This is a genomic window from Sphingomonas sp. BT-65 (genome assembly GCF_026107375.2).
Taxonomy (GTDB): Bacteria; Pseudomonadota; Alphaproteobacteria; order Sphingomonadales; family Sphingomonadaceae; genus Sphingomonas.
In genome coordinates, this window is record NZ_JAPCIA010000001.1 from 2,362,688 (window position 1) to 2,374,403 (window position 11,716).

Genomic DNA, 11,716 nt, shown 5'->3' on the forward strand with positions numbered 1-11,716 from the left:
TCAAGCGGCGCGGCGTCGCGACCGTGCGGCGATCACCGCCTGCGCCGCGAGCCGGCCGGTCTGCGCGCCGCCGTTCATGAAGCCGACCCAGGCATCCGAGACATGCTCGCCCGCGAACACCAGCCGTCCGGCGACCGCCTGCTGGCGCTCGGCGGGATCGTCGGATTCGATCCAGAAGAGAGGGCCGAAGCGGGTGAGTTGGCCCGGCGCGCTGTTGGTGTAGGCGCCGAGCGTCAGCGCATCGTTGCACCAGTTGGTGCGACGGACCATGCCGCCCGTCACTGCCTGTGCGATGCCGGGCACGGCGGGCTCGGTGCGCTGGGCGAAGGCCGCGGCGAGCGCTTCGGGTGTGTCCTTCGCCGCCGCGACCTGGTCGCCGCCGAGGAACCAGTTCCACACCGGTTTACCGCCCTTGATCCCCTTGAGCGTGCCGTCCCAGCCGAGCGAATAGGACGAGGCAGTGTCCCACAGCTCGCCGCCGGTGCCGAGCACCTCGGCCCAGGGCGTCGCCGAGGCGGTGACCTGCACCTTCTCGTTCCGGCCGAGGTCGGCCTGCGCGACGAATTCGCGCCAGCGCGCGGATAGCGGCACGGCGAAGTCGATCTGGCGCAGGATCGGCGCGGGGACGGCGACGATCACCGTGTCGGCCTCGGCGCTGGCCCCGTCGAGGAATTCGAGCCGCATGCCGCTGCCGGTCTCGTGGATCGCGCGCAGTCGCCGCCCGGTCTCGATCCGGTCGCGATGCGCCTGCGCGATCGCCTCGGCGAGCCGGCCACTGCCGCCCGCGATGACGTAGCGTTCGTCGCTGCCGGCGAGCACTTCGACATGCTCGCCCTTCACCGTTGGCAGGTTGAAGATCAGCTGGAGCGCCGAGGCACCCTCCGGCTCCGAGCCATATTCGGTGCGGATGCTCGACTCGATCAGCGCGCGGATGCGCGGGTCGCGGATCAGCGCGGCGTGGCGGTCGAGATATTGCGCGACCGACAGCCGGTCGATCGCCGCGGCGGTACGCGGGCTGGCATCCACCATTTCTGAATCGCGTGCGATCCGCGCAGCGAGCGGGGCGAGCAGCCGCGCGAGCTCGGCCTGCGGCGCCACCGCGCCGTCCGCCAGCACCACCGAATGGTGCAGTCCGGCCTTGCGATCGACCAAGGGCACCGCGAACTCCTTGGCGAGCGCATGCATGTCCGCATGATCCGAATTGACGAGCTGGCCGCCCGCCTCGAACAGCTGCCCCTCGGCGGTGCGCTGGGTGAACATGCGCCCGCCGAGACGATTGCGCGCCTCGTACAGCAGCGCGTCGACGCCCGCCTTGGTCAAGTGATGCAGCGCCGAAAGGCCCGCGATCCCGCCGCCGACGATCGCGACCCGGCCCGTGGCGGGTAGCGCCAGCGCCGGCGCGGGCAGACCCGCCGCCACGCCGCTCGCCGCCATGCCCTGCAGCAGCGTGCGCCGCCCGATCCCGCCATGACCGGCACGCGGCGCCGCCTTGCCCCGCGCCGCCAGATCATTCCGCCGCGCCAGCTCCAATGCGCGCCACAAGGTTTCGCTTCCCCGCATCCTGCCTCCTGTCGACGCTGTGCCTAGCATGGCGCGATTGCGCAAACCTTGCCATTCTTACCCGCTTCGGCCATCGCCCGCGCCATGAACGCACCTGCCAAGCCCCGGCCCATGCCCTGGATCATGGAGATCGCCCCCTATGTGCCCGGGCGCTCCAAGACCGATGACGGCCGCAAGGCGATCAAGCTCTCGTCGAACGAGAATCCGCTCGGCACCTCGCCCGCGGCGCGCGCGGCCTTCGCGGCCGCTGCGGACAATCTCGAGCGCTATCCCGATGCCAGCGGCACCGAGCTGCGCGAGGCGCTCGCGCAACTGCACGGGCTCGACCCCGCGCGGATCATCTATGGCAACGGGTCGGACGAAGTGCTTCACCTCGCCGCGGGCGCATTCGCCGGGCCGGGCGACGAGATCATCTATGTGAATTACGGCTTCTCGGTCTATCCGATCGCGACGCGGCGCGTCGGCGCGACCCCGGTGGTGGCGCCCGACAGCGACTATGCGACCGATGTCGACGCGATCCTGGCGTGCGTGAGCGAGAAGACGCGGATCGTGTTCATCGCCAACCCCAACAACCCGACCGGCACCTATGCGGCGCGCGAGGAGATCGCGCGGCTGCACGCGGGCCTTCGCCCCGACATCCTGCTGGTGCTCGACCACGCCTATGCCGAATATATCGAGGGCAAGATCGACGACGGCGGGATGGAGCTCGCCAGGACCGCGCCCAACGTGCTGGTCACGCGCACCTTCTCCAAGCTCTACGGGCTCGCCGCCGAGCGGATCGGCTGGGGCTATGCCTCGGCCGAGATCATCGAGGCGATGCATCGCATCCGCTTGCCGTTCAGCATCACCATCGCGGGCACCGCGGCGGCAATCGCGGCGCTCGGCGACACCGCGTTCGTCGAGCACACCCGGACGCACAATGCCAAATGGCGACGCTGGTTCGCGGACGAGATCGCGAAGCTCGGCAATGCCGGACTGCGCGCAGTACCGAGCCAGGCCAATTTCATCCTCGTGCTGTTTGAAGGCGCGCTGACCGCCGAGGCGGCATACAAGGGGCTGATGGACGCGGGCTATATCGTGCGCTGGCTGCCCGGCCAGGGGCTGCCGCACGGTCTGCGCATCACCATTGGCACCGAGGACGAGACCCGCGCGGTGGCGGGCATCCTTCAGCGGCTGGTGGCAGACGCACGCGACAGCGCGGCGGGATGAAGAGCTTCGGGATCATCGGCTTCGGCCGGTTCGGGCAGCTCGCTGCCAAGCATCTGCGCGATCATTTCGCGGTCACGGTGACCGACCGCGCCGACATCGCCGAACCGGCCGCGGCACTCGGCGTGCGCACCGGCACGCTCGAGCAGGCCGCGGCGAGCGACGTCGTGATGCTGGCGGTGCCGGTGCAGGCGATGGCGGCGACCGTCGCCGCGATCGCGCCGCTGCTGCGCCCCGGCGCGCTGGTGCTCGACGTCGCCTCGGTCAAGATGCTGCCCGCGCGCTGGATGCGCGAGATGCTGCCCGAAGGAGTCGACATTGTCGCCACCCATCCGCTGTTCGGCCCGCAGAGCGCACGCGGCGGCCTCGCCGGCCTGCCGCTGGTGGTGTGCCAGGTGCGCGGCGAGGCGCATCACAAGGTCGCCGAGTTCGGGCGCGGCCTCGGCCTCGCGGTGTCGATCACCACCGCCGAGGAACATGACCGCGAGATGGCCTATGTCCAGGCGCTCACCCATCTGATCGGGCGCACCTTGGTCAACATCCGCATCCCGGACGAGGAGCTCAAGACCCATAGCTACCAGCATTTGCTCGAGCTGTGCGGGCTGATCCGCGACGATACCGAGGAGCTGTTCTTCGCGATCCAGAACCTCAATCCGTTCGCGGAGGAGATCACGCGCCAGTTCATCGCCGAGGCGAACGGCCTGCTGGCGCGCAGCCTGAAGGCCGGCAACGCCAGCAGCGCCGGCTGACGCTAGCTTATCGCCCAGGCATAGGTAAGCACCACCGCCGCGACGAACGAGGCGAAGGTGCGGACATGGTTCCACCAAGTCCAGTCGCGCAGATAGCGTGCCCACAATGTCGCGCCCTGCTCGCTCTCCGGATCGACGCGGGCGAGCGCGTCATTGAGCGGGACGTTGCGCCACATCGTCAGAACGAAGCAGCCGAACACATAGCAGATCGCGCCGAGGATGACGTAAGGCGCGCCGGGCCGGCCGAGGTGCAGCGCCGCAGCCACGGCCAGCACCAACAGGAGCAGCGCCGTACCCATGAACACACCGAGGAACAGCGGCGTGATCACGGTGATGTTGATCGACTGCATCGCACGGATGCCCTCAGCCACCGGCAGGCGGGCAAGCGCCTGCATGATGAAGGTCGAGAAGCCGTAAAAGACGCCGGCGATGATGAAGGCGCCGATCGCGGCGACAAGGACGGGAAGTTCGAACAGGCTGGCCGTCATGATCCGTCTCCCTCCGTTCCTTCGTGCACCTAGGATTCGAGCGCGTTGATCCCCCTGTGTACCGCATCCTCCGCCTCGGCGCGTGGCAGGCCGGGCGGGACCGGCGCGCCGAAGCGGAAGGTGACGATCCCACCCCGCTTGGGTCCGCGCCGCGGCCACAGCCGGCCGCTGTCGAGCGCAACGGGCACCACTGTTAGACTAAGTGCGCGATAGAGACCCGCAAAGCCCGAACGCAGCGGCGGCGTTTCGCCCGGCGCGACGCGCGTTCCCTCGGGGAAGATCAGCACCGACCGGCCCTCGCCTGTCGCATCGCGCGCCTCGCGCATCATCTGCCGCAAGGCCTTGGCGTTGGCCGCGCGATCGACCACGATCACGCCATAGCGTTGCGCCGCCCAGCCCCACACGGGAATCTGCGCGAGCTCGCGCTTCATCACGATGGCGGGCGCGTCGAGCATGACGGCGAGCGCCATCGTCTCCAGCATCGCTTGGTGCTTGGCGGCATAGAGCGCCGGCCCGGCCGCGCGCTGGCCGTCGACGTGGATGCGGATGCCGGCGATGTGCCGCGCCGACCACACCCCGAACCTCGCCCAAGCCATGCAATAGGGACGCAGGATGCGCGCGCCGAACAGCGCCGCCACCGGCGCGCCCAGCACGATCGGCACCGACAGCCCATAGAAGAAGATCGCGAAGGCAAAGCTGCGCAACCGCTTAGCCATTGCCGAGCCCGAACAGCAAGGCGACGCGGCGGACCAGATATTTGTGATATTCGCGCAGTAGCATGGCGAAGCGCGGATTGGTGCGCACACCGTCGCCCTCAATCTCGATCTCGCCGCCCAGCGCATTGCCGAGCTCGAGCTTGGCGCGCGGCACGTGCCAGTCGGCGGTGACCAGCCGCACCGACTTGTAGCCGCGCGCACGCACCCAGGCGGCGGTCTCGTCGGCGTTGGAGCGGGTGTCGACCGCCTCGTGCCCAAGGTCGATGCAGCAGCGGAACAACGCCGGAGGCGCTCGGTGCTCGATGGCGAGCTCGATCGGGCGGACGGTGGGGTCGGTGCCGGTGATCAGCATGCGCTTCGCCGTGCCGCGCTGAAGCAGTGCGATGCCGCGCGGGATGCGCCCCGCGCCGCCGGTGGGGACGACGATCGCATCGGTGCGGACGCCGGGATCGAGCGGGGTGCCGAGCGAGAGCATGAACAGCGCAAAGCCGAGCGCCCAGGCGAGCGCGAGCACCGCGAGGATGCGCCACGCCGCCCCGATCACAGCGTCTTCCCCAGCGTGCCCAGCACGGCGATGCGCGCCGCGAACAGCGCCAGCAGCGCGAAGGCGAGCGGGAGCAGGAGCAGCAGCACCCAGTCGAGCGGCGCCAGCGCGACCCCGCCGAGCAACTCCGACCCGAGCCCCCCCGCCTGCTGGCCGAGCAGCCACACCACCGCCAGCGCCGCGGCCGTGCCGAGCGCGCCGCCGAGCAAGGTGTCGAACGCGATCCGCCGCTGGAACAGGCGCGCGACCTGCATGTCGGTCGAGCCGAGCATGTGCAGCACCGCGATCGTGTCGCGATGGGTGTCGAGCCCGCCGCGCGCGGCGAGCAGCACGACAATCGTGGTGGCGGTCGCCATCAGGATCACGAGCGCCGCGGCGAACCAGGTGATAGTGGTGAGGAAGCGGCTCACCGGCGAGAGCCATTGCGCGTGCCGGTCGACCTGCGCGGCGGGCGCGACCGCGCGCGCGGCGCGCGTCACGCGGTCGGCCGCAGCCGCGTCGCCCGACGCGAGATCGACGTCGATCATCGCCGGCATCGGCAGATCCGCGTCGAGCCCGGCCTCGCCCAGCCACGGCTCGAGCAGCGCGGCGAGATGCGCGCGATCGACTTCCGCGACGCGCATCACGCCGGGGAGCGCGCGCACACGTTCGGCGATGCGGCGGGCATTGGCGTCGCGCCGGGCGGCGTCCGCCTCGACGAGCTGGATGGTGAGACGTCCGGCGAGCTGGCGGTCGAGCGTGCGGCTGGCACCCGCCATGCCGAGACCGAGCGCGGCGGCGAGCACCGTCAGGAACAGCATGATCGCCATCACCCACAGCATCGCACGCGTGCGCCGGCTCTCGTCGAGCAGGCGGCGTTCGGGCTTGTCGCGTGCGAGGAGCTTCATGCCGGGGCGGCTCCGGGCGGGTAGCGCAGCGAGCCGGTGGGATCGACCAGCCGGCCCTTCTCGATCCGCATCATCTGCGCGTCGGGGATGCGGCTGATCAGCTGGAAGTCGTGCGTCGCCACCACCACCGTGGTGCCGAGCCGGTTGAGCGAATCGAATAGGTGCAGCAACCGTTCCGCCATGTCGGGGTCGACGTTGCCGGTCGGCTCGTCCGCGATCAGCATCTCGGGCCGGGTGATCACCGAGCGGGCGATCGCGACGCGCTGCTGCTCACCGCCCGACAGCGTCGGCGGCTTGGCGGTGTCGCGGTCCTTGAGGCCGACCCAGGCGAGCATTTCGCGCACCGGCCCCTCGATGTCGCTTTCGGGCATGCCCGCGACGCGCAGCGGCAATGCGACATTGTCATAGGCGGACATGTGCGGGAGCAGGCGGAAGTCCTGGAACACCACGCCGATGCGGCGGCGGAAACCCGGAAGACGTTTCCGCGGCAAGGCGCCCGCATCCTCGCCGAACAGCCGCACGATGCCGCGCGTCGGGCGCTGCGCGAGGTAGAGCAATTTGAGCAGCGAGGTCTTGCCCGCCCCCGAAGCGCCGGTGACGAAGTAGAAGGAGCCGGCACTGAGCGTGAAGCTGACGTCGCTCAGCGTCTCCGCCCCGGTCCCGTAGCGCAGGCCGACATTCTCGAACTGGACGATATTGGCCATGCCCGGCGCCCGGCCGCTCCTGAAAACGCTTTCCCCCGAAGAACCCAGCCATCGCACAGGCGGGGGGCGGGCTCAAGCGCGAGGACATGCCTCTTGCAAAGCCGAGTCGGGAGGTGTTTAGAATCGGGATCGGCCATTGTGCCCCGTACAAGATGTGCCGCGATGATCCTGGAATGCCCTGAGTGCCGCACCCGCTATTTGGTTCCCGACAGTGCGATCGGGGCGGATGGCCGCACGGTGCGTTGCGCGAGCTGCCGGCACAGCTGGCACCAACTCCCTGCGGGCACACCCGCCGCCAAGCCGGCGCCCGACGTGATCCGCGCCGACGCCTATTCGGCGCCGCCGCCACCTCCGCCGCCGCCGGCCGCTCCCGTCGCTCCGGTGGCAACAACGGAGGCCGAACGCGACTATGATCCCTTCGCGCACGAGCCGCCGTTCAAGCCGCGCAAGAACCCCGAGCGGCGCTGGACCGCGGCGGCGCTGATCACCGGCCTGTCGCTGTCGGTCGGCGCGGGTGCGATCCTGTGGCTCGGCGCGCCCGGCATCGCCTCGCAGCTCGGCCTGCCGATTGGTGAGGCGAAGACGCCGCTGATCTTCACTGCGCAGGCGGTCGAGCGCAAACCGCGGCTCAACGGGGGTGAATTGTTCGTTGTGAGCGGGCAAGTGATGAACCCGACCCGCGAGCGCCAGCGCGTCCCCAACATCCTCGCCGAGCTGCGCGACGCCAATAATTCGATCGTCTACAACTGGACGATCACGCCCGAGCCGCGCGCGCTGCCGCCGGGCGGCAGCCTCGAGTTCAACAGCGGCAAGCTCGACGTGCCGGCGAGCGGCAAGACGATCCAGTTCAGCTTTTCCGGCGAAGCCGCCGACTGACCCAGAATAGCCGTCCGCCGTTGAGCAGCGCCGCGGCGAGCATGCCCGACGCCGACGCGGCGACCAGCCCGTTCGCGCCCCAGCCGGCATGGACGGTCCAGAGACCGATCCCGCCAGTGAGCAGGAAGAAGGCGGCAATGCCGTTGAGCCCCGCCGCGACCTGGTCCCCCAGCGAGCGCAGCGCATAGACGAACACGACCTGAAGCCCGTCGAACAGGATGAACGGCCCCCAGAGCGGCAGCATCGCGGCGGCTGCGGCGGCCACCGCGGCGGTGGCGGGGAAGCCGCCGACGACGAGCATCGGCGCGAAGATCAGCGGGAGCGCGAGCAAGCCGAGGATCAGCGCGGCGAGCCCGGCAGCGATCGCGGTGCGCGGCCCGGCTTCGGCCGGCACGCCCTCGCCCACCGCATTGCCCGCGCGCACGCCGGCGGCCGAGCCCAGGCCCAGCGCGAAGGCGAAGGTGACGTTGTGAACCGAGAAGACGATCTGGAAGGCGTGAGTCACCGTCTCACCGAGCTGGGTCGAGAGCGCGATCAGGATCGAGAAACCGGCGAGCTCGAGCCCCGAGGCGATCGCCGGCACCAGGCCGAAGCCGAGCAGCGCCCGGACGCCGCGCCACATTGCGGGCGAACCGAAGTCATGCCAGTCGCGCACGCCGCGCTCGCGGGCACGTGGCAGCGTGAGTGCCGCCGCGACCATCGCTACTGCCCCAACCACGGTGGCGGTCACCGTCGCCGCTGCCGCACCGACCGCGCCCATCACGGGCAGGCCGAACTGGCCGGTCGCGAGCACCCAGGCGAGCAGCGCGTTCAACGGCAGGATCGAGAGATTGACCGCCATCACCCGCTGCGGCCGGCTGACGCCCTCGAGGAAGAAGCTTGCGGCGACGATCAGCAGCTGGAAGGGATAGCCGAGCGCCATCGTCCGCACGACCCGCGCCGCATCGGGTGCGATGTCCGGATCGACACCGACGCCGAGCAGCATCGGCAAAGCGAAGGCGAACAGGGCGCCGCCGCTGAGGAGGCCGAGCAGCAATCCCAGCACCAGTCCCTGGCGCAGCACCGCGCCGGTCCCCGGCAGGTCTTTCGCCCCGTCGGCGCGCGAGGCGAAGACGAGCACGCCGGTGAGCCAGCCGAGCGCGACGACGATGCCGATGAAGGTCAGCGTGCGGCTCGCGCCAAGCGCCGCCACCTCGTGCGTGCTGACCATGCCGACGACGACCACGTCGGTGACGTGCAGGATCGTCCAGTTGAGCCCGGTCAGCACCACCGGCCATGCCAGAGCGAGGATGCGGCGCGTCTCGGCACGGATGTCGGCTGGCAGGTGCATGGGCAGGCGGGGCTTAGCGTTTGTTCCGCTCACGCGGAAGCCGCACCAGTCCGCTCCCCCACCCGGCCACCCACGAAAGTATCCTGATGGGTGGCCGGGTGGGGAGTGTAGCGGTCGGTCATGCCCCCGGCATGACCTGAACAGCGCGGGGCGCTGTTCACCGCACACTGGCTGGTGCGGCCACCGTTGTCGTGAAACGACAACGCACGCATAGACGGTTGCAAGCCCCGTGACGCTTTGCTAGGGGCCGCGCCTTACCAGCCGCCGGGTTCATCCGGCGGACTTGAATCAGTGCGGTCGTGGCGGAACTGGTAGACGCGCAACGTTGAGGTCGTTGTGGGCGAAAGCCCGTGGAAGTTCGAGTCTTCTCGACCGCACCATTCGCCCCGGAAGGGGCCAATCCCATCGCCGGAATGAATTCGCGCTTCGGCGCGGACGCGGCTTGGCGCGCAAAGCCCAAGGGCTCCGCACGCCGTGTCATTCTTGGGATTATGTCCCCGCCTAGCGGACGCGGGTCCAGATCTTGGTGCGGCAGAAAACGGCGACGCAGCCCTTGAGCTCGAGCTTGCCGTCGGGCAGCAGCTTGAGATAACCACGGCCCGCCCCGTCGCCCGTTTCAGGGTCGTAGACCGGGCCGCCTTTCCATTCGCCCGGGCCGCCGGTGAAGCCGTTGAGCACCACCAGCCCCTTGAGCCGCCGCTGGCGCAGCTTGGGGTCCGAGTTGCGCAGGTCGCGCAGGTCGGGATTGGTGCGCAGCCGCGCGGCGTCGACCACGCGCCCGCACAGCGCCTGGCCGCAGCGATAGATCTGGACTCGCCCGCCTTCGCTCCCGGTGGCCCACACGCCGGTGATGTCGGCGGCCTGCGCGGCGCTGCCGGTGGCGAGCAAGGCGGCGACAAGCGCCAGCAGCCTCATGCCGCCTGGCTCCGCGGCTGCTCGAGCAGGGCGAGCGATTTCGCCAGCAAGGGCCGATCGTCGAGCTCCCAGGGATGGAAACCGGGCCGCATATAGACGAACACTCCCTTCAGCAGCAGGCGCAATGGGCCGGGACGGCCGTAGAGATAGCCCAGCAACCGGCGCCATGTCGCGAAATTGTTGCAGCCGTCCTGGCGCAGCAGATCGGCGGTGTTGCGGAAGATCACATAGTGGAAGCGCATCGTCGTCACGAACATCACCGTGCTGCGCTTGAGCCAGCGGCGCAGCCGCGTCATCTCGCGCGCGGCGTGGAGATAGGTGTCGAACGCCACCGCCTTGTGCTCGACCTCCTCGATCGCGTGCCATTGCCACAGCCGTTTGGCCTCGTCGGTCGCGCCCGCGAGATGCGCGGGATCGGCCAGCGCGTCATGCGCGAGCGTCGCGGTGAAATGTTCGAGCGCGCAGGTCGCCGCGAGCTGCTGGATCGGGGAGCGCCGCTTGACCCAGGCGATGGTGCGGCGCGCGCGGTCCTCCAGCGGCGCGATGTCGTATCCGACATCCTCGGCCTGGCGGTTGAACACCACATGCTCGCGCGAGTGCATCGACTCCTGATACAGGAAATCGTCGATCTGGCTGCGCAGCGGCTCCGGCGCGCCGTCGCGGAAATGACGCACCGAGGTCATGAAGAACTTCTCGCCGACCGGAAAGGTCGAGGAGAGCGCGTTGAAGAACGCCGTGCGCCCGGGATCACCGCTGTGCCACCAGCGCGGCAGCGGCGCCTTCCGGCCGAACTTCATATCCCGCTTGTGGATGGCGAGGTCCCGTGGCGTGCGGTCGGACAAGATGCACCTCATCGCGAATCAAATGACATTAACATCAATGTTAATATAGCAGGCCCACAATCGTTGCAAGATCGATTAAGACGCGGTCCAGATTGGGATTTCCGACGGAATCACCGGCGCAGAGAGGAATTGTGACTATTGCGCGCTTTGCGCTAAAACCGCGCGACCGGTCCGGGGGTGGGCCGGCAGGGAATGAGAATGTACAAGCAACCGCCACCGCGCGTGAAGCGGCGCAAACGGCTGGGCCCCGAAGTCCGCGAAGAAGGCCTGGCGGCGGCGCGGCGCCTGCTGCTCGAGGGCGGGCCCGCCGCGGTCACGCTCGCCAATATCGGCGACGAGATCGGCATGTCGCACGCCAACGTCCTGCATCACTTCGGATCGGCGGCGAGCCTGCAATCGGCGCTGATGGGTTCGATGATCAACGACCTCACCGTCGCGCTCGACCATGTCGTCGAGATGCTGCGGACCGACGCGGCTGCCCCACGCGCGGTGGCGGACAAGGTGTTCGACGCGTTCGACAAGGGCGGCGCGGGCCAGCTCGCCGCGTGGATCATCCTGTCGGGCGATGTCGAGCATCTCGAGCCGGTGCGCGACGCGGTCAAGTCGCTGGTCGAGGCGATCGTCGGCCAGGCGTCCGACGAAGGCGCGCCGGAGCGGGTGCGCATGGCGGTGCTGATGATGGCGGTGTGCGCGTTCGGCGATGCCGTGATCGGCCCCTATGTGCGCGACATGCTCGACCAGGAGGACGATGCGATGCGCAGCCTGATCTCGCGCATCTTGCCGCTGTTCCTGCTTCCCCAGGGAATCCCGCCGGCCCTGACCTGAGTCGGATTCAGCTTCGCTGAATCGCGGCACCAGCCAGTCTCGGGTGAACAGCGCCCCGCGCTGTTCAGGCCATG

General features: G+C 69.4%; 13 protein-coding genes and 1 tRNA gene. 5 read left to right on the forward strand and 9 right to left on the reverse strand.

Annotation, left to right across the window (positions count from 1 at the left end):
* Positions 1–1,560: a flavin monoamine oxidase family protein gene (locus tag OK349_RS11265; RefSeq protein ID WP_301531115.1), complete on the reverse strand. Its 1,560-nt coding sequence runs from the start codon at positions 1,558–1,560 to the stop codon at positions 1–3.
* 84 nt (positions 1,561–1,644) lie between these two features.
* Between OK349_RS11265 and hisC the strand changes: the two genes are divergently transcribed.
* On the forward strand, positions 1,645–2,769 hold the full coding sequence (hisC, locus tag OK349_RS11270) for a histidinol-phosphate transaminase (RefSeq protein ID WP_265117896.1): 1,125 nt from the start codon (positions 1,645–1,647) through the stop codon (positions 2,767–2,769).
* Entirely contained in the window at positions 2,766–3,515 is a 750-nt protein-coding gene (locus OK349_RS11275) for a prephenate dehydrogenase/arogenate dehydrogenase family protein (protein WP_265117897.1), read from the forward strand. Before hisC ends, OK349_RS11275 begins: the two co-directional genes overlap by 4 nt.
* A gap of 2 nt (positions 3,516–3,517) precedes the next feature.
* On the opposite strand, the gene OK349_RS11280 is transcribed toward OK349_RS11275, so the two are convergent.
* The 5 genes from OK349_RS11280 to ftsE form a co-directional block, all read right to left on the reverse strand.
* Positions 3,518–4,003: an anthrone oxygenase family protein gene (locus tag OK349_RS11280; RefSeq protein WP_265117898.1), complete on the reverse strand. Its 486-nt coding sequence runs from the start codon at positions 4,001–4,003 to the stop codon at positions 3,518–3,520.
* Positions 4,004–4,032: 29 nt separating this feature from the next.
* Positions 4,033–4,719: a lysophospholipid acyltransferase family protein gene (locus OK349_RS11285; protein ID WP_265117899.1), complete on the reverse strand. Its 687-nt coding sequence runs from the start codon at positions 4,717–4,719 to the stop codon at positions 4,033–4,035.
* On the reverse strand, positions 4,712–5,194 hold the full coding sequence (locus tag OK349_RS11290; RefSeq protein WP_265118593.1) for a YdcF family protein: 483 nt from the start codon (positions 5,192–5,194) through the stop codon (positions 4,712–4,714). The genes OK349_RS11285 and OK349_RS11290 overlap by 8 nt, the downstream gene beginning before the upstream one ends.
* A 65-nt stretch (positions 5,195–5,259) precedes the next feature.
* Positions 5,260–6,150 (reverse strand): cell division protein FtsX, encoded by an 891-nt coding sequence (locus OK349_RS11295; protein ID WP_265117900.1) that lies wholly within the window; start codon positions 6,148–6,150, stop codon positions 5,260–5,262.
* Positions 6,147–6,854 carry a cell division ATP-binding protein FtsE gene (gene ftsE, locus OK349_RS11300; RefSeq protein WP_265117901.1) on the reverse strand — a complete coding sequence of 236 codons (708 nt, stop codon included), beginning with the start codon at positions 6,852–6,854 and terminating at the stop codon, positions 6,147–6,149. The genes OK349_RS11295 and ftsE overlap by 4 nt, the downstream gene beginning before the upstream one ends.
* 162 nt (positions 6,855–7,016) lie before the next feature.
* Here ftsE and OK349_RS11305 point away from each other — a divergent pair, with 162 nt between their 5' ends.
* On the forward strand, positions 7,017–7,730 hold the full coding sequence (locus tag OK349_RS11305) for an MJ0042-type zinc finger domain-containing protein (protein ID WP_265117902.1): 714 nt from the start codon (positions 7,017–7,019) through the stop codon (positions 7,728–7,730).
* On the opposite strand, the gene OK349_RS11310 is transcribed toward OK349_RS11305, so the two are convergent.
* Positions 7,702–9,060, reverse strand: a complete 1,359-nt coding sequence (locus tag OK349_RS11310; RefSeq protein WP_265117903.1) for an MATE family efflux transporter — start codon at positions 9,058–9,060, stop codon at positions 7,702–7,704. The two genes, OK349_RS11305 and OK349_RS11310, sit on opposite strands and share 29 nt — an antisense overlap.
* Before the next feature lie 293 nt (positions 9,061–9,353).
* Between OK349_RS11310 and OK349_RS11315 the strand changes: the two genes are divergently transcribed.
* Positions 9,354–9,440: transfer RNA gene (locus OK349_RS11315), tRNA-Leu, on the forward strand.
* A gap of 121 nt (positions 9,441–9,561) precedes the next feature.
* Here the strand turns inward: OK349_RS11315 and OK349_RS11320 are convergent.
* On the reverse strand, positions 9,562–9,975 hold the full coding sequence (locus tag OK349_RS11320; protein ID WP_265117904.1) for a DUF2147 domain-containing protein: 414 nt from the start codon (positions 9,973–9,975) through the stop codon (positions 9,562–9,564).
* Positions 9,972–10,772: a metal-dependent hydrolase gene (locus OK349_RS11325; RefSeq protein WP_265117905.1), complete on the reverse strand. Its 801-nt coding sequence runs from the start codon at positions 10,770–10,772 to the stop codon at positions 9,972–9,974. Before OK349_RS11325 ends, OK349_RS11320 begins: the two co-directional genes overlap by 4 nt.
* A 243-nt stretch (positions 10,773–11,015) precedes the next feature.
* On the opposite strand from OK349_RS11325, the gene OK349_RS11330 reads away from it, so the two are divergent.
* Positions 11,016–11,642, forward strand: a complete 627-nt coding sequence (locus tag OK349_RS11330; protein WP_265117906.1) for a TetR/AcrR family transcriptional regulator — start codon at positions 11,016–11,018, stop codon at positions 11,640–11,642.
* Positions 11,643–11,716: the final 74 nt, after the last annotated feature.